The organism is Pseudomonas sp. AAC (assembly GCF_000725445.1).
GTDB classification, from domain to species: domain Bacteria; phylum Pseudomonadota; class Gammaproteobacteria; order Pseudomonadales; family Pseudomonadaceae; genus Pseudomonas; species Pseudomonas citronellolis.
Window position 1 is genome coordinate 683397 of sequence record NZ_KL647094.1, and the last position, 17544, is coordinate 700940.

Genomic DNA, 17544 nt, shown 5'->3' on the forward strand with positions numbered 1-17544 from the left:
CCGGCGGCGCCTTACGGCTCCAGCGCCAGCAGTTGCCCGAGCAGGTCGTCCAGGCGTCCGCGCAGCTCATCCATCGCATTGAGGTCCAGGCCGCTGGCACACAGCAGCGCCTCGCGCAGCGGCGCCACCTTCTCGCGCAAGGCGATGCCCTCCCCGCTCAGGCCCAGGTGCACCTCGCGCTCGTCCTGCCGCGCCCGCCGCCGCTGCACCAGGCCGAGCTGCTCCAGGCGCTTGAGCAGCGGCGTCAGGGTGCCGGAGTCGAGCATCAGGCGCTCGCCCAGGGCCTTCACCGTCGGCTGCGCCGGCGGTTTGTCCTGCCATTCCCACAGCACCAGCATCACCAGGTACTGCGGGTAGGTCAGGCCGAGCGCGTCGAGCATCGGCCGGTAGCCGCGGATGATCGCCCGCGAGGCAGCGTACAGGCGGAAGCACAGCTGGTTGTCCAGCAGCAGCGCCTGTTCAGGTTCGCGGCGGCTCATCGCAGCAGCGCTTCGATCTCGGCGGTGAGCTCCTCCGGCTTGGTCAGCGGGGCGAAGCGCTTGACCTGGCTGCCGTCGCGGCTGACCAGGAACTTGGTGAAGTTCCACTTGATGCCCTGGCTGCCCAGCACGCCCGGCGCGCGCTTCTTCAACTGCACGTAGAGCGGGTGGGCGTCGGCGCCGTTGACGTCGATCTTCTTGAACAGCGGGAAGCTGACGCCGAAGTTCAGCTCGCAGAACTGCGAGATCTCGCCTTCGTCGCCCGGCTCCTGCTTGCCGAACTGGTTGCAGGGGAAGCCCAGCACCACCAGGCCCTTGTCGCGGTACTTCTCCCACAGCGCCTCCAGGCCCTTGTACTGCGGGGTGAAGCCACACTGGCTGGCGGTGTTCACCACCAGCAGGGCCTTGCCGCCGAAATCGGCCAGGGTCTTCTGCTCGCCCTTGATGGTCGTGCAGGGGATATCCAGCAATGCGTCGCTCATGGAACCGGCTCCAGGAAAGTGGGAGCGATCAAGATAGCCCGCAATTAAATTGCACACAATTTATTTACATCGAAAAAAGGCCCGCCGGCGACCGGCGGGCCTTGCGTCACTCAAGCCCCGTCGCGCGGCACCAGCTTCAGCGACGCCGAGTTGATGCAGTAGCGCAGCCCGGTCGGCCGCGGCCCGTCGGGGAACACGTGGCCCAGGTGGGCTTCGCAGGCTGCGCAGCGCACCTCGATGCGGTGCATGCCATGGCTGAAGTCTTCCAGCTCGGCGATGGCCTGCTTCGACACCGGCTGGAAGTAGCTCGGCCAGCCGCTGCCGGAATCGTACTTGGCGTCCGAGTCGAACAGCGCCGCGCCGCAGCACACGCAGTGGTAGATGCCGGGGGTCTTGGTCGCGTAGTACTCGCCGGTGAAGGCACGCTCGGTGCCGCCCAGGCGGCAGATGTGGAACTGCTGTTCGTCGAGCTCTTCGCGCCAGCTTTCCAGGGGCTTCTCGATCTTTTCCATCGCTGTACCTCGCAAGCTTGAAAAAAGCCCGTCCGCGCCCTTTCGCGGAAAACGGGCCGCACGTATGATGCGTGACGTCATCGTTGGATGCAGAATCTGCCGCACAAGGGATCATCGACGATAAAAAAGCCTTTTTATGGGCTTTTTTTCGTTCGTTTCTCCGTCAACCAGGCGTTTTTTCAGTTTTACCGCCAGGACGCGCGACATTCCGCACCTCGTATAGACGCCAGTCTGTCACCCGCGTTACAGCCTGCCAAGCCAGGGCCGGAGCGCGGGAACCTTCATTTCGGGAACGCCACATCATGCAGGTCAGCAAATCGAACAAGCTCGCCAACGTCTGCTACGACATCCGCGGGCCGGTGCTCAAGCACGCCAAACGCCTGGAAGAGGAAGGCCATCGCATCCTCAAGCTGAACATCGGCAACCCGGCGCCGTTCGGTTTCGAAGCCCCTGACGAAATTCTCCAGGACGTCATCCGCAACCTGCCCACGGCCCAGGGCTACAGCGACTCCAAGGGCCTGTTCAGCGCGCGCAAGGCGGTGATGCAGTATTACCAGCAGAAGCAGGTGGAAGGCGTCGGCATCGAGGACATCTACCTGGGCAACGGCGTCTCCGAGCTGATCGTCATGGCCCTGCAGGCGCTGCTCAACAACGGCGACGAGGTGCTGATCCCCGCGCCCGACTACCCGCTGTGGACCGCCTCGGTATCGCTGGCCGGCGGCAAGCCGGTGCATTACCTGTGCGACGAGCAGTCCAACTGGTTCCCCGACATCGCCGACATGAAGGCGAAGATCACCAGCAACACCAAGGCGCTGGTGCTGATCAACCCGAACAACCCCACCGGCGCGGTCTACTCGAAGGAAGTGCTGCTGGACATCGTCGAACTGGCGCGCCAGCACAACCTGGTGATCTTCTCCGACGAGATCTACGACAAGATCCTCTACGACGAGGCCGTGCACATCTCCACCGCCTCCCTGGCGCCGGACGTGCTCTGCCTGACCTTCAACGGCCTGTCCAAGGCCTACCGGGTGGCCGGCTTCCGCTCCGGCTGGATCGCCATCTCCGGGCCCAAGCACAAGGCGCAGAGCTACATCGAGGGCCTGGACATCCTGGCCAACATGCGCCTGTGCGCCAACGTGCCGAGCCAGCACGCCATCCAGACCGCCCTGGGCGGCTACCAGAGCATCAACGACCTGGTGCTGCCCGGCGGCCGCCTGCTGGAACAGCGCAACCGCGCCTGGGAGCTGCTCAACGACATCCCCGGGGTCAGCTGCGTCAAGCCCATGGGCGCGCTCTACGCCTTCCCGCGCATCGACCCCAAGGTCTGCCCGATCCACAACGACGAGAAGTTCGTCCTCGACCTGCTGCTTTCCGAAAAGCTGCTGATCGTCCAGGGCACCGCCTTCAACTGGCCCTGGCCGGACCATTTCCGCGTGGTCACCCTGCCCCGCGTCGACGACCTGGAGCAGGCCATCGGGCGCATCGGCAACTTCCTCGGCAGCTATCGTCAGTAACCATGGACCTGCAGATCGACGACTTCTACAAGGACGCCGCCGCCGGGATGCTCCTGCTCTACCAGGCCTTCCCGCGCAAGATCGCCCTGTACGTGGAAGACCTCATCGGCCGCGAAGAACATGACGAGTTCGGCCTGCCCAGCAAGCGTCACCAGGCCTGCCTGGGCGCGCTGCTGTGGCTGGCCGAGGAAGGCTACCTGCGCTACGACAGCTGCATCCGCCACGAAGCCCTGGACCAGGCCGTGCTCAGCGAAAAAGGCTTCCTGCGCCTGAGCCGCGCCCTGCCCCGCGGCAGCGATGACGACGCGCAGCTGCCCGCCAGCGTGCGGCGCCAGCAGGCCACCCTCGCGCAGCAACTGCGCGACGCGCTGGCCGATGCGCACAGCGAACGCATCTCGCGCCTGGCCCGGCTACTCTTCGAATGTGCTGGCGTGGAAAAAGAGACATAGTTTGAAATAGTCCCCACGTTGAATCGCCTAGGGGCCGACCGTATATACCCCGCATAATCCAGCCCGGCCCCGGAGCGCGCACGCCCGGGGCACCGGCGCGCCCCTGCGCGCCGTGCGCCCAAGTCGCGAGGAGAAGTCTTACCCATGATGCGCATCCTGCTGTTCCTGGCCACCAACCTGGCGGTCGTGCTCGTCGCCAGCATCACCCTGAGCCTGCTCGGCTTCAACGGGGTCATGGCCGCCAACGGCGTCGACCTCAACCTGCAAGCGCTGCTGGTCTACTGTGCCGTCTTCGGCTTCGCCGGCTCGATCATCTCGCTGTTCCTGTCCAAATGGATGGCCAAGACCACCACCGGCACGGAAATCATCAGCCAGCCACGCACCCGCCACGAGCAGTGGCTGCTGCAGACCGTCGAGCAGCTCTCGCGCGAAGCCGGCATCAAGATGCCCGAGGTGGGGATCTTCCCGGCCTACGAGGCCAACGCCTTCGCCACCGGCTGGAACCGCAACGACGCCCTGGTGGCCGTCAGCCAGGGCCTGCTCGAGCGCTTCTCGCCGGACGAGGTGCGCGCGGTGCTCGCCCACGAGATCGGTCACGTGGCCAATGGCGACATGGTCACCCTGGCGCTGATCCAGGGCGTGGTGAACACCTTCGTCATGTTCTTCGCGCGCATCTTCGGCAACTTCGTCGACAAGGCGGTGTTCAAGACCGAGGAAGGCCGCGGCCCGGCCTACTACATCGCGACCATAGTCGCGGAACTGGTGCTGGGCATCCTCGCCAGCATCATCGTCATGTGGTTCTCGCGCCGCCGCGAGTTCCGCGCCGACGCCGCCGGCGCCCACCTGGCCGGCAGCAACGCGATGATCGCCGCGCTGCAGCGCCTGCGCGCCGAGCAGGGCGTGCCGGTGCACATGCCCGACAGCCTGACCGCCTTCGGCATCAACGGCGGCCTCAAGCACGGCCTCGCCGGCCTGTTCATGAGCCACCCGCCGCTGGAAGAACGCATCGAGGCGCTGCGCAACGCGCGCTGATGAAACAAGGGCGGCCCCAGGGCCGCCCTTCTTCTTTCAGTCCCGGTGCAGCCGGAACACCACCTCTTCCAGGCGCTTCACCCCGCGGTCGAGAAACTTCCAGTTCTCGCCCAACACGTCCAGGCGCTCCAGCTCCACGACCTGCCACTGCGCGAAGCGCTCCCTCACTTCATCCGCCAGCACCGCGAACGGCGGCCCGGACATCTGCTCCTGGGGGTATTCCAGGGTGACCAGCAGCCCATCCAGCGGCCGCGGCAGGATGGCGGACAGGTGCCGCGCGTAGTCCTCGCGCATGTCCGGCGGCAAGGCGATGAGCGCGGCGCGGTCGTAGAGCGCCTGGCAATCGGCCAGATGTTCGGCCGTCAGGTCGAAGAAGTCGCCTTGGAGGATTTCCACGGCGCCATGCCGGTAACAGCACAGCACGCCCCGCTGCTCCACTTCGGGCTGCCAGCCCTGCTCGGCGAAGAAATCCTTCACCGCACGCTCGGCCAGCTCCACCCCCAGCACCCGGTAGCCCTGCTCCGCCAGCCAGACCAGGTCGCGCGACTTGCCGCACAGCGGCACCAGCACGCGCGCGCCCCTTGGCAGGGCCAGCGCCGGCCAGTGACGAACGAGGTAGGGGTTGACCTCGGCGAGGTGGAAACCGATTTCGTTGCGCGACCAGCGCGCCTGCCAGAAGTCTTCGTGCATGGGCTCCATTCCTGCTGCGGTGCAGGCTGGATTGCCTGCACGGAATCGGCGGAGCGGCTCCGCCGAATGCCCATGATCGCCCAGCCGGGCGTCTGCCGCTAGCGACCGCGCAGCAACGCCGGCCGCAGCGGCCAGTGCAGCCAGCCGTGGCGCTCGGCCTGCTCGCGCTGCTCGACCACCCCCAGGCTCACCCGCCCCGCGCGGATGCGGCGGACGATGAGTTCGGTACCGTCGTCGAGCACGAAACGATCGCCTTCCCGAAGGATCAGCTCTTGCCTGAAGGCTTGCATGGATGGAACCTCGAACGCTGGAAACGACGACTGCACCGCGGGGCGCGAATTATCCTCACCCCCGCCCCTCAGCCAAAGAGACGCAAGCCGCAACTTGCTGTGGCTCTTTTCCGAGAATAGATGGCTTTGCGACGCAGCCGGCAAAAACGCCTCGACCCCGTCACAGTCGAGAGCGACCACTGGTATTGGAGCGGCCACTGGCCATCCAGGTTCCGCCCGACCGTCGCTTCGCGGCACAGCTTGATGGCATCGAATTAACGGATTGTTATGGTCGAAAACCCATACTGGATTTCGATCTATCCCAGCGGGAACATAACGCCATTCCCCTGGAGGTGTTCCATGCTCCCCACCCTGTTCATATCCCACGGCTCCCCCATGCTGGCGCTGGAGCCCGGTGCCAGCGCGGCGCCTCTCCAGCGCCTGGCCGCCGAGCTGCCCCGGCCGAAGGCGATCCTGGTGGTATCGGCGCACTGGGAAACGCCGGACCTGCGCGTCACCGCCAATCCCCGGCCGGAGACCTGGCACGACTTCTACGGCTTCCCCCGCGCCCTTTACGAGGTCCAGTACCCCGCGCCCGGCGCCCCGGAGCTGGCCCAACGCGTCGTCGAACTGCTGGCCAGCCAGAACATCCCGGCCAGCCTGGACGCCGAGCGGCCACTGGACCACGGCGCCTGGGTGCCGCTGAGCCTGATGTACCCGGCCGCGGACATCCCGGTGCTGCAGCTGTCGCTGCCCAGCCGCCTCGGTCCGCGCCTGCAGGACCATGTCGGCAAGGCCCTGCGCCAGTTGCGCGAGGAAGGCATCCTGCTCATCGGCTCGGGCAGCATCACCCACAACCTCGGCGAACTGGACTGGCACGCCGGCCCCGACGTGGTCGAACCCTGGGCCCGGGCCTTCCGCGACTGGATCGTCGAGAAGCTGGCGCGCAACGACGAAGCCGCGCTTTTCGATTATCGCCAGCAGGCACCGTCGGCAACGCGAAACCACCCCAGCGACGAACACCTGCTGCCGCTGTACTTCGCCCGCGGCGCCGGCGGCCCCGCCATGCACGTCGAGCACGCTGGCTTCACCCTGGGCGCCCTGGGCATGGACATCTACCGCTTCGGTTGACTATCGCCACGGCGGGAAGGATGGGGCAGTCCATGCGGCCATGGCGATGGGTATCGCTTCGCTCAACCCATCCTACGTAGCGGCCCCGTAGGGCCATAACGCTGCGGCGTTATCCACCAATCGAGATCGACTTACGGGTGAGAATGCCGGGCCTCAAGGCACCCTGTAGGAGCGGGCCCTGCCCGCGATTTCGCGCGCAGGGCGCGCTCCTACAATTGAAATCGCGTGGGTGGGGCAGCGTAGGAGCGGATCTCATCCGCGAATCGCGCCGGATCGTCCGGCTATCGCGGACAAGGTCCGCTCCTACGTTGCAGACGAGCACGGCTCGCGCCTACATGGGATGGCGTCGGTATGCGGCGGATACGAAAAAGGCGGAGCAGGTCACCCTGCTCCGCCTTTTCTCACAGCCGATGGATCAGTACTTCTCGACCTCGGCCTTGTCGCTCAGTTGGCGACGGAAGGCGGCGAAGTCTTCCTGGCCGCTGCGCGAGGCGAGGAACTGGCGATACATGGCCTTCTCCTGGTCGCTCAGGGTGGCGCTCGGCTCGCTGACGCCGTTCAGGCGGATCAGCACGTAGTCGCCATTGCCCAGGGTCACGCCGGCGAAGGTCGGTTGCCCGGCCTTGGCCGGACGCGCCATGCGGAACACTTCCTGGAGCAGTTGCGGATCGACGCCGTCCTGGCCACGGGAAGCGGCCTCCACCACTTTCCAGGTCTGGCCGTTCTGGGCCTGGGCCAGCGGCGTCTTGCCGTCGCGCAGGCCTGCCAGCAGGGCTTCGCCCTGTGCCTTGGCGGCATCGGCTGCATGCTGGCGCTGCAGCACTTCGCGGATGGAAGCGGTGACTTCCTCCAGGGTCTGCTGCTGCGGCTTGTGGTGCTCCTTGACGCGCAACACCACCACGGTTTCCGGGTCCAGCTCGATGGCGCCGCTGTTGGCACCATCCTCCAGCACCTCGGTGCTGAAGGCGGCCTGGACGACCTGGCGGTTGGCGGCGACGCCCTCGCCGCCCTCACGGCCGAAGGGCTTGCTGGTCTCGACCTTCAGGCCCAGTTCCTGGGCCGGTTGGGCCAGGTCGGAGGCTTCGTAGGCGGAGCTTTCCAGTTGCTTGGTGGCGTCGACGAAGCGCTGCTCCACCAGTTGGCTCTTCAGGTCCTGTTCCAGCTTCGGCTTCAGGCTGGCGAAGCTCGGGACTTCCGGCGCCTGCACGCCCAGCAGCTTGATCAGGTGCCAGCCGTACTGGGTACGCACCGGCTCGGACACGTCGCCCTTGGCCTTCAGGCCGTAGAGCGCGTCCTCGAAGGCCGGATCGTAGACGCCACGGCCGGCATAGCCCAGGTCACCGCCATTGTTGGCGGAGCCGACGTCGTTGGATTCCTCCTTGGCCAGCTTGGCGAAGTCCTCGCCCTTGGCCAGGCGCGCCTTGATCTCTTCGATCTTGGCCTTGGCCTGGGCATCGGTCTGCTTGGCGTTGACCTCGACGAGAATGTGCGCGGCGTCGCGCTGCTCGGAGAGACCGGCGATTTCCTTCTGGTACTGGGCCTGCAGGTCTTCGTCCTTGGCGACGACCTGGTTGAAGAAGTACGACTTCTTCAGCTCGATGTAGTCGATCACCACCTGGTCCGGGCTCATGAACTCGGCCTTGTGGGCATCGTAGTAGGCCTTGATGTCGGCGTCCTCGACCTTGGCCTTGGACGGATCGGCCTTGAAGGTCAGGGTGGCGAAGTCGCGGGTCTGCTTCTCCAGGCGGGCGAAGGCCTGCAGCTCGTTGTCGGTGACGAAGCCGGAGCCGGCGATGCCGGCGCGCAGTTGGCCGATGAGCATTTCCTGCTCGAGCATCTGGCGGAACTGCATGCGGGTGTAGCCGTTCTGGCGCAGCGCCTGGTCGAACTTGTCGGCGTTGAACTTGCCGTCGACCAGGAATTCGGGAGTCTGCAGGATCAGTTGGTCGACCTGCTGCTGGGTGAAGGCGAACTTGTCGTTCTGTGCGGCCTGGAGCAGCAGCTTGCGCTCGATCAGGCCCTTGAGTGCGGCGTCCTTGAGCAGCTTGTCGTCCAGGGTCGAGGCGTCGAAGTCCTTGCCCAGGCGCTGCTGCAGCTGGCGGCGCTGCATTTCCTGAGCCTGCTGCAGCTCGGGGATGCTGATGTCATCGCCATTGACCTTGGCAGCGACATTCTCATGATGGGTAGCCCGGATGATGGCATCGAAACCGGTCAGCGCCATCAGCACGACGATGACACCGATGATGGTCTTGGCGATCCAGCCCTGGGAATTGTCCCTGATGTTTTGCAGCATGCGGCCCCCAAAAGCGGCCACGCACCTGCCGTCAGTGGCGGCGAGGCGTGGGTATTTAATATGCGGATATGAGAAAGGCGCATCCGAGGATGCGCCTTCTCGCAACTGGCGGAGCTAGCGGGCCAGGCCCGCGACCCCCGGCGATGCGGGATGGTAACCCATCCCGAGCGCCGCTCCGCGGCCGATCCGACGCTAGGCCGGACCGGACAGGTCAAGTCCAGAAAGACGCTTAGTTGACAGCATCCTTCAGGGCTTTACCGGCTTTGAAGCCCGGGATCTTAGCGGCAGCGATCTTGATCGGCTTGCCGGTTTGCGGGTTGCGACCGGTGCGGGCAGCACGCTCTTTGACAGCGAAGGTGCCGAAGCCAACCAGTACGACGGAGTCACCCGCCTTCAGGGCGCCAGTGACGGACTCGATTACCGCGTCCAGAGCGCGACCGGCAACAGCTTTCGGGATATCAGCAGATGCGGCAATTGCATCGATCAGTTCCGACTTGTTCACTCTAAGTCCCCTTATTTCTGTTGAGTATGTTTCTATGTGTTAGGTGTAAGCAAAAGCAGGTGCTGGTTTGCCAACTGACAAAGCAAGTGCCGCTTTATAACAAGGGCCCAAAAACAGTGTCAAGAAAGCCCCCCGGCTAATGCGTGCTGATTCGCTCCTTGGAATCAGACTCGCGTTTTTCATCCTTTGCAACCATCTCGGGAGCCGCATCGGGCAAGGGCTCCGGCGTGTATTGCAGCGCAATTTGCAGGACCTCGTCAATCCATTTAACCGGTTTAATAACGAGATCTGCCTTAATGTTATCCGGAATTTCCTTGAGATCACGGACATTTTCTTCCGGGATGATCACGGTTTTGATTCCCCCGCGGTGGGCCGCCAGAAGTTTTTCCTTGAGCCCGCCGATGGCCAGCACCTGGCCGCGCAGGGTGATCTCGCCAGTCATGGCGACGTCCGCGCGCACCGGGATCTGGGTGATCGCCGAGACCAGCGCGGTGCACATGCCGATGCCGGCGCTGGGGCCGTCCTTGGGCGTGGCGCCTTCCGGGACGTGGATATGGATATCGTGTTTTTCGTGGAAGTCCGCCGGAATTCCCAGACTTTTCGCACGACTACGCACGACGGTCAGCGCAGCGGTGATGGACTCCGCCATCACGTCGCCCAGCGAACCGGTCTTGGTCAGCGCGCCCTTGCCGGGGACGATGGCCGACTCGATGGTCAGCAGTTCGCCGCCCACCTGGGTCCAGGCCAGCCCGGTGACCTGGCCGATCTGGTCCTGCTGCTCGGCAAGGCCATAGCGGAACTTGCGCACGCCCAGGTAGTTCTCCAGGGTCTCGGTGGTGACCTTGGCCTCGATGCGCTTGGCCCTGGCCCCCTCCTTCACCGCCTTGCGGCAGACCTTGGCGATCTGCCGCTCCAGGCTGCGCACGCCCGCCTCGCGGGTGTAGTAGCGGATGATGTCGCGGATGGCCGCTTCGTCGAAGGTCAGCTCGCCCTTCTTGAGACCATTGGCCGCAGTCTGCTTCGGTACAAGATATTTCGAGGCGATGTTGACCTTCTCGTCCTCGGTGTAGCCCGGCAGGCGGATGACTTCCATGCGGTCCAGCAGCGGCGCCGGGATGTTCATGGAGTTGGCCGTGCAGAGGAACATCACATCCGAGAGGTCGTAGTCGACTTCCAGGTAGTGGTCGTTGAAGTTGTGGTTCTGCTCCGGGTCCAGCACCTCCAGCAGCGCCGAGGCCGGGTCGCCGCGCATGTCGCTGCCCATCTTGTCGATCTCGTCGAGCAGGAACAGCGGGTTGCGCACGCCCACCTTGGTCATCTTCTGGATCAGACGGCCGGGCATGGAACCGATGTAGGTGCGGCGGTGGCCGCGGATCTCGGCCTCGTCACGCACGCCGCCCAGGGCCATGCGCACGAACTTGCGGTTGGTGGCGCGGGCGATGGACTCGGCCAGCGAGGTCTTGCCCACGCCAGGCGGGCCGACCAGGCAGAGCACCGGGCCCTTGACCTTCTTCACACGCTTCTGCACGGCGAGGTATTCGAGGATGCGTTCCTTGACCTCTTCCAGGCCGTAGTGGTCGGTGTCGAGGATGTCCTCGGCCTTGTCCAGGTCGTGGCGCACCTTGCTCTCGGCCTTCCACGGCACGTTCACCAGCCAGTCGATGTACGAGCGCACCACGGTGGCCTCGGCGGACATCGGCGACATCTGCTTGAGCTTGTTCAGCTCGGCGTTGGCCTTGGCCAGCGCCTCCTTGGTCAGGCCGGCGGCGTCGATGCGCTTCTTCAGCTCCTCGACCTCGTTGTGGCCCTCGTCGATGTCGCCCAGCTCCTTCTGGATGGCCTTCATCTGTTCGTTCAGGTAGTACTCGCGCTGGCTGCGCTCCATCTGCTTCTTCACGCGGCCGCGGATGCGCTTCTCGACCTGCAGCAGGTCGATTTCGGCATCCAGCATGGCCAGCACGTGCTCGACGCGGGCGGCCAGCTCGGTGATTTCGAGGATTTCCTGCTTCTGCTCGATCTTCAGGGCCATGTGCGCGGCCATGGTGTCGACCAGGCGGCCCGGCTCGTCGATGCTGTTCAGCGACGACAGCACTTCGGCCGGGACCTTCTTGCCCAGTTGCACGTACTGTTCGAACTGGCTCAGCAGGCTGCGGATGAAGACCTCGGACTCGCGCTCGCCGACCGGCGCCTCGTCGATGATCGACACTTCGGCGCGGCAATGGGCGTCTTCGTCGATGAAACGCTCGACATGGCCGCGCTGCTCACCTTCCACCAGGACCTTCACGGTGCCGTCGGGCAGCTTCAGCAGCTGCAGCACGGTGGCCACGGTGCCCATGCGGTACAGGCCGTCTTCGCCCGGGTCGTCGTCGGCGGGGTTCTTCTGCGCCAGCAGGAGGATCTGCTTGTCGCTGGTCATCGCGGCCTCCAGGGCCTCGATGGATTTCTCGCGCCCCACGAACAGGGGGATGACCATGTGCGGATAGACCACTACGTCACGCAGGGGAAGCAGGGGCAACTCGACGAGTGTTTTCATGATATTCGGCTCTACAGCGGCACTTGGCCAAAAAAGATGGGGTTAGACCCTTGGACCTAAGATGGGGTTAGGCCAGGGAAAAAACAAGCGCGGTAGACGGGAAGGAAAAAGGGGGCCCGAAGGCCCCCTTTTCTTTATGCCTCAGGCGCAGCCTTGGCAGGCTGCTCGCTGTTCTCGTAGATCAGCAGTGGCTGGGACGAGCCGTCGATGACGCTCTCGTCGATGACCACCTTGCTGACCTCGGTCTGCGAGGGGATTTCGTACATGGTGTCGAGCAGGATGCCTTCGAGGATCGAACGCAGGCCACGGGCGCCGGTCTTGCGCTCTAGGGCCCTGCGGGCGACGGCCTTGAGGGCGTCCGGGCGGAACTCCAGGTCCACGCCTTCCATCTCGAACAGCCGGGCGTACTGCTTGGTGAGGGCGTTCTTCGGCTCGGTGAGGATCTGCATCAGCGCCGCCTCGTCGAGCTCGTCGAGGGTGGCGATGATCGGCAGGCGGCCAACGAATTCCGGGATCAGGCCGAACTTGACCAGGTCTTCGGGCTCAACTTCGCGCAGGGCCTCGCCGACCTTCTTGCCCATCTCCTGGCTGCGCACTTCGGCGCTGAAGCCGATGCCGCCCTTGGTGGAACGGTTCTGGATGACCTTTTCCAGGCCGGCGAACGCGCCACCGCAGATGAACAGGATGTTGCGGGTATCGACCTGCAGGAACTCCTGCTGCGGGTGCTTGCGGCCGCCCTGGGGCGGAACCGAGGCGACGGTGCCCTCGATCAGCTTCAGCAGGGCCTGCTGCACGCCTTCGCCGGACACGTCACGGGTGATGGACGGGTTGTCCGACTTGCGCGAGATCTTGTCGATCTCGTCGATGTAGACGATGCCCATCTGGGCCTTCTCTACGTCGTAGTCGCACTTCTGCAGCAGCTTCTGGATGATGTTCTCGACGTCCTCGCCCACGTAACCGGCTTCGGTCAGGGTGGTGGCGTCGGCGATGGTGAAAGGCACGTTCAGCAGGCGCGCGAGGGTCTCGGCGAGCAGCGTCTTGCCCGAGCCGGTCGGCCCGATCAGCAGGATGTTGCTCTTGCCCAGCTCGACGTCGTCCTTGCGGTCGCGCTGATTCAGGCGCTTGTAGTGGTTGTAGACCGCTACCGCCAGGGTTTTCTTGGCACGTTCCTGGCCGATCACGTATTGATCGAGGATGGAACGGATCTCTTTCGGCGCCGGAAGCTTGTGCGCACTACTCTCCGCCTGTGCTTCCTGCACCTCCTCGCGGATGATGTCGTTGCACAGGTCGACGCACTCGTCGCAGATAAAGACCGAGGGGCCGGCAATCAACTTGCGCACTTCGTGCTGGCTCTTGCCGCAGAAGGAGCAATACAGCAGCTTGCCGTTGTCCTCGCCGTTGCGGGTGTCAGTCATTAGATCGTTCCAGTCGGATAGGGCTTGAAACACAAGATGAAGGCAAATGCGGGCATTTTCAAGCCCGCGAAACGGCCGGTCGCCCGGCCGCGTTCGAGCGGAAAGACTCAGGCGGCCGAGGGGCGCTGAGTGTAAACCTGATCGATCAGACCATATTGCACCGCTTCCTCGCCGCTCATGAAGCGGTCGCGGTCGGTGTCGCGGGCGATGACGTCCAGCGGCTGGCCGGTGTGGTGCGCCAGCACCTGGTTCAGGCGCTCCTTGATGAAGAGGATTTCCTTGGCGTGGATCTCGATGTCCGAGGCCTGGCCCTGGAAGCCGCCCAGCGGCTGGTGGATCATCATCCGCGAGTGCGGCAGGCAGTAGCGCTTGCCGGCGGCGCCGCCCGCCAGGAGCAGCGCGCCCATGCTGCAGGCCTGGCCGACGCAGATGGTCGACACGTCCGGCTTGATGAACTGCATGGTGTCGTAGATGGACATGCCGGCAGTCACCGAACCGCCCGGCGAGTTGATGTACAGATGGATGTCCTTGTCCGGGTTCTCGGCTTCGAGGAACAGCAGCTGGGCCACCACCAGGTTGGCCATGTAGTCCTCGACCTGGCCGACCAGGAAGATGATCCGCTCCTTCAGCAGGCGCGAATAGATGTCGTAGGAACGCTCACCGCGGGCGGACTGCTCCACCACCATCGGCACAAGGCCACCGGCGGCCTGGATGTTCGGAACTTGCGGCATGAAGGTATTCGGCATGTCCGACGATCACTCCCTAATGAAATAGATATGTCTCAAAGACATAAGCCAGCCCGAGGGCTGGCTTATGACGATCGAACGAAGGGTTGGATCAGGCCGCTACAGGAGCTTCAGCAGGCTTGACCGCGTCTTCGTAGGATACCTGCTTATCGGTCACTTTGGCCTTCTGCAGGACAGTATCTACAACTTGTTCTTCCAGTACAACCGAGCGCACTTCGTTCAGTTGCTGGTCGTTCTTGTAGTACCAGGCGACCACTTGCTCGGGCTCCTGGTAGGCCGAGGCCATCTCTTCGATCATCTCGCGAACGCGGGCTTCGTCGGCCTTCAGCTCGTGCTGCTTGACCAGCTCGGCGACGATCAGGCCCAGGACCACGCGGCGCTTGGCCTGCTCTTCGAACAGCTCGGCCGGCAGTTGCTCGGGCTTGATGTTGCCGCCGAACTGCTGGACGGCCTGCACGCGCAGACGGTTCACTTCGTTGCCGATCAGGGCCTTGGGCACTTCGATCGGGTTGGCGGCCACCAGACCTTCCATCACCTGGTTCTTCACCTTGGACTTGATGGCCTGGCGCAGTTCGCGCTCCATGTTCTTGCGAACTTCGGCGCGGAAGCCTTCCAGGGTGCTTTCCTTGATGCCGAACAGGGCGAAGAACTCTTCGGTCAGTTCCGGCAGCTTGGGCTCGCTGACAGTGTTCACGGTGACGGTGAACTCGGCGGCCTTGCCGGCCAGGTCGAGGTTCTGGTAGTCCTCGGGGAAGCTCAGGTTGAGCACGCGCTCTTCACCGGCCTTGGCGCCAACCAGGCCTTCTTCGAAGCCCGGGATCATGCGGCCGGAGCCCAGCACCAGCAGGGTGCCCTTGGCCGAACCGCCGGCGAAGGCTTCGCCGTCGATCTTGCCGACGAAGTCGATGTTCACCTGGTCGTCGTTCTGCGCGGCGCGCTCGACGGCCTCGAAGCGGGTGTTCTGCTTGCGCAGGATTTCCAGCATGTTGTCGACGTCGGCGTCGGCCACGTCGGCCTGCAGGCGCTCGACCTCGATGCCATCGAAGCCGGCAACCTGGAATTCCGGGAAGACTTCGAAGGTGGCCACGTATTCCAGGCCCTTCTCCTTCTCGAACACTTTCGGCTCGACGGACGGAGCGCCCGCCGGGTTCAGCTTCTGCTCGACCACGGCTTCGTAGAAGGTTTCCTGGATCAGGTCACCGAGGGCTTCCTGACGAGCGGCGGCTTCGTAGCGCTGGCGGATCACGCTCATCGGCACCTTGCCGGGACGGAAGCCGGGAACCTTGGCGCGACGAGCGGTCTGCTGCAGACGCTTGTTGACTTCGGTCTCGATGCGCTCGGCCGGCACGCCAACGGTCATGCGGCGCTCAAGAGCGGAGGTGCTTTCAACGGAAACTTGCATGGATATTCCTCGTGGCACAGACGTAAGCCGGTCCTTCCGGCTCCCAGAATCAAGGGCAAGCATTCTAGTCACAAGAAATGCAGAAGTCACCCAGGCTGAAAGCGGCGGAAATACTCGGGCTGCGAGAGCTTCTGGAAAAGAATGGTGCGGACGGAGAGACTCGAACTCTCACAGCTTGCGCCACCGGAACCTAAATCCGGCGTGTCTACCAATTTCACCACGTCCGCAGGGAACCGCAGAAACGAAAACGCCAGGCTCGGGGCCTGGCGCTTCGGAATATGGGGTGGACGATGGGAATCGAACCCACGACACCAGGAGCCACAATCCTGTGCTCTACCAACTGAGCTACGCCCACCATATTACATGCTTCACCGAACGCCAGTATGGCGCACCCGGCAGGACTCGAACCTGCGACCATCCGCTTAGAAGGCGGATGCTCTATCCAGCTGAGCTACGGGCGCTTTAGTGGCTGCAACCCTTGCTAAGCAGATCAGTGGAAACCACTGAACCGGTCTGCACTGCCTTGGCTTTCTTGCTTCAGGCTGTGCTCGGCAAGCGGGGCGCATGTTAGCGACGAGCCCTACCCTCGTCAACGGTTTTTTCAAAAAAATTTCAAAGAGATAAAGGAGTTACGGCAAATCGGGGACGGCCCGCCTTTGCCTTATGTGGACGGCGTGCGAAAATGCGCGTCCTTTTTTCCCCGTCTCTATGGTTGCTCCTCCGACATGACCGCACAACTGATCGACGGCAAAGCGATCGCCGCCAGCCTCCGCCAGCAGATAGCCCAACGCGTCGCCGAGCGCCGCCAGCAAGGGCTGCGCATTCCCGGCCTGGCGGTGATCCTGGTCGGCAGCGATCCGGCTTCCCAAGTCTACGTCGCGCACAAGCGCAAGGATTGCGAGGAAGTGGGCTTCCTGTCCCAGGCCTACGACCTGCCGGAAAGCACCACCCAGGAAGAACTGCTGGGCCTGATCGACCGCCTCAACGCCGACCCGGCGATCGACGGCATCCTGGTCCAGCTGCCCCTGCCCGCCCAGCTCGACGCCTCGCAGTTGCTGGAACGCATCAACCCGGACAAGGACGTGGACGGCTTCCACCCGTTCAACGTCGGCCGCCTGGCCCAGCGCATCCCGCTGCTGCGCCCGTGCACCCCGAAAGGCATCATGACCCTGCTGCAAAGCACCGGCGCCGACCTGTACGGCATGGACGCGGTGGTGGTGGGCGCCTCCAACATCGTCGGCCGCCCCATGGCCCTGGAGTTGCTGCTGGCCGGCTGCACCGTGACCGTCACCCACCGCTTCACCCGCGACCTGGCTGACCACGTGCGCCGCGCCGACCTGGTGGTGGTGGCCGCCGGCAAGCCGGGCCTGGTCAAGGGCGAGTGGATCAAGGAAGGCGCCATCGTCATCGACGTGGGCATCAACCGCCAGGCCGACGGCCGGCTGGTGGGCGACGTGGAATACGAAGTGGCGGCCGAGCGCGCCAGCTGGATCACCCCGGTGCCGGGCGGCGTAGGCCCGATGACCCGCGCCTGCCTGCTGGAGAACACCCTGTACGCTGCGGAAGAGCTGCACGCGTAACAGCCTTGCTCCAGCAAAAAGGCCGCATCTGCGGCCTTTTTTCATGGCGCGCCCAGGCCCTGCCTGCGATTCGCGCGCAGGGCGCGCTCCTACATGGAAATGGAGCGGTGGGGCAGCGGATCTCATCCGCGAATCGCGCCGGAACGCCCGGCTATCGCGGACAAGGTCCTACGTTACAGCCCCGTAGGATGGGTTGAGCGAAGCGATACCCATCGCCGTGACCGCATGGGTTTCGCCAAGGCTCAACCCATCCTACGAAAAGCGCTTCGGTGCAATCGGCAAGACAATTGCTCCTACGGTTCCAGGAAGCATGGCTTTTCGTAGGATGGCGTTGAGCGAAGCGATACCCATCACCACGGCAGCATGGGTTTCGCCAAGGCTCAACCCATCCTACGAAAAGCGCTTCGGTGCAATCGGCAAGACAATTGCTCCTACGGTTCCAGGAAGCATGGCTTTTCGTAGGATGGCGTTGAGCGAAGCGATACCCATCACCACGGCAGCATGGGTATCGCAAG

At 64.2% G+C, this 17544-nt stretch carries 16 protein-coding genes and 3 tRNA genes; 5 read left to right on the plus strand and 14 right to left on the minus strand.

Annotated elements, in window-relative coordinates; genetic code table 11:
- Window positions 1–11: 11 nt before the first annotated feature.
- From FG99_RS02710 to msrB, 3 genes are all read right to left on the minus strand, one after another.
- Window positions 12–479 carry a MarR family winged helix-turn-helix transcriptional regulator gene (locus FG99_RS02710; protein WP_043267141.1) on the minus strand — a complete coding sequence of 156 codons (468 nt, stop codon included), beginning with the start codon at window positions 477–479 and terminating at the stop codon, window positions 12–14.
- Complete coding sequence (locus FG99_RS02715) at window positions 476–961, minus strand: glutathione peroxidase (RefSeq protein ID WP_043267143.1); 486 nt, start codon at window positions 959–961, stop codon at window positions 476–478. The genes FG99_RS02710 and FG99_RS02715 overlap by 4 nt, the downstream gene beginning before the upstream one ends.
- A 110-nt stretch (window positions 962–1071) precedes the next feature.
- On the minus strand, window positions 1072–1473 hold the full coding sequence (gene msrB / locus FG99_RS02720; RefSeq protein ID WP_043267144.1) for a peptide-methionine (R)-S-oxide reductase MsrB: 402 nt from the start codon (window positions 1471–1473) through the stop codon (window positions 1072–1074).
- 302 nt (window positions 1474–1775) lie between these two features.
- Here msrB and FG99_RS02725 point away from each other — a divergent pair, with 302 nt between their 5' ends.
- From FG99_RS02725 to htpX, 3 genes are all read left to right on the plus strand, one after another.
- The gene (locus FG99_RS02725; protein ID WP_009623409.1) at window positions 1776–2987 is read left to right on the plus strand and encodes a pyridoxal phosphate-dependent aminotransferase; all 1212 of its coding nucleotides are present in this window, start codon (window positions 1776–1778) and stop codon (window positions 2985–2987) included.
- Between the two features lie 2 nt (window positions 2988–2989).
- Window positions 2990–3436 (plus strand): hypothetical protein, encoded by a 447-nt coding sequence (locus FG99_RS02730; RefSeq protein ID WP_009623411.1) that lies wholly within the window; start codon window positions 2990–2992, stop codon window positions 3434–3436.
- Window positions 3437–3580: 144 nt separating this feature from the next.
- Entirely contained in the window at window positions 3581–4468 is an 888-nt protein-coding gene (htpX, locus tag FG99_RS02735; protein ID WP_009623413.1) for a protease HtpX, read from the plus strand.
- Window positions 4469–4504: 36 nt separating this feature from the next.
- Here the strand turns inward: htpX and FG99_RS02740 are convergent, their stop codons facing one another.
- A complete protein-coding gene (locus FG99_RS02740) occupies window positions 4505–5158 on the minus strand; it encodes a thiopurine S-methyltransferase (RefSeq protein WP_043267148.1) in 654 nt (217 codons plus the stop codon).
- A 98-nt stretch (window positions 5159–5256) separates the two neighbouring features.
- Window positions 5257–5448, minus strand: coding sequence for a hypothetical protein (locus tag FG99_RS02745; RefSeq protein WP_009623417.1), 192 nt, complete (start codon window positions 5446–5448; stop codon window positions 5257–5259).
- 339 nt (window positions 5449–5787) lie between these two features.
- Here FG99_RS02745 and FG99_RS02750 point away from each other — a divergent pair, with 339 nt between their 5' ends.
- Entirely contained in the window at window positions 5788–6558 is a 771-nt protein-coding gene (locus FG99_RS02750) for a DODA-type extradiol aromatic ring-opening family dioxygenase (RefSeq protein ID WP_043267150.1), read from the plus strand.
- Between the two features lie 415 nt (window positions 6559–6973).
- On the opposite strand, the gene FG99_RS02755 is transcribed toward FG99_RS02750, so the two are convergent.
- From FG99_RS02755 to FG99_RS02795, 9 genes are all read right to left on the minus strand, one after another.
- On the minus strand, window positions 6974–8851 hold the full coding sequence (locus tag FG99_RS02755) for a SurA N-terminal domain-containing protein (RefSeq protein WP_043267152.1): 1878 nt from the start codon (window positions 8849–8851) through the stop codon (window positions 6974–6976).
- 229 nt (window positions 8852–9080) lie between these two features.
- A complete protein-coding gene (gene hupB, locus FG99_RS02760; RefSeq protein WP_003087931.1) occupies window positions 9081–9353 on the minus strand; it encodes a nucleoid-associated protein HU-beta in 273 nt (90 codons plus the stop codon).
- A gap of 136 nt (window positions 9354–9489) precedes the next feature.
- On the minus strand, window positions 9490–11886 hold the full coding sequence (gene lon / locus FG99_RS02765) for an endopeptidase La (RefSeq protein ID WP_009623456.1): 2397 nt from the start codon (window positions 11884–11886) through the stop codon (window positions 9490–9492).
- Window positions 11887–12020: 134 nt separating this feature from the next.
- Window positions 12021–13301 (minus strand): ATP-dependent Clp protease ATP-binding subunit ClpX, encoded by a 1281-nt coding sequence (gene clpX / locus FG99_RS02770; protein WP_009623458.1) that lies wholly within the window; start codon window positions 13299–13301, stop codon window positions 12021–12023.
- 107 nt (window positions 13302–13408) lie between these two features.
- A complete protein-coding gene (gene clpP, locus FG99_RS02775; RefSeq protein WP_009623460.1) occupies window positions 13409–14047 on the minus strand; it encodes an ATP-dependent Clp endopeptidase proteolytic subunit ClpP in 639 nt (212 codons plus the stop codon).
- Between the two features lie 91 nt (window positions 14048–14138).
- Window positions 14139–15449, minus strand: a complete 1311-nt coding sequence (tig, locus tag FG99_RS02780) for a trigger factor (protein WP_009623462.1) — start codon at window positions 15447–15449, stop codon at window positions 14139–14141.
- Window positions 15450–15591: 142 nt separating this feature from the next.
- A tRNA-Leu gene (locus FG99_RS02785) sits at window positions 15592–15676 on the minus strand.
- A 52-nt stretch (window positions 15677–15728) separates the two neighbouring features.
- Window positions 15729–15804: transfer RNA gene (locus FG99_RS02790), tRNA-His, on the minus strand.
- Window positions 15805–15833: 29 nt separating this feature from the next.
- Window positions 15834–15910: transfer RNA gene (locus FG99_RS02795), tRNA-Arg, on the minus strand.
- A gap of 264 nt (window positions 15911–16174) precedes the next feature.
- On the opposite strand from FG99_RS02795, the gene folD reads away from it, so the two are divergent.
- Window positions 16175–17029: a bifunctional methylenetetrahydrofolate dehydrogenase/methenyltetrahydrofolate cyclohydrolase FolD gene (folD, locus tag FG99_RS02800; protein ID WP_043267154.1), complete on the plus strand. Its 855-nt coding sequence runs from the start codon at window positions 16175–16177 to the stop codon at window positions 17027–17029.
- Window positions 17030–17544: the final 515 nt, after the last annotated feature.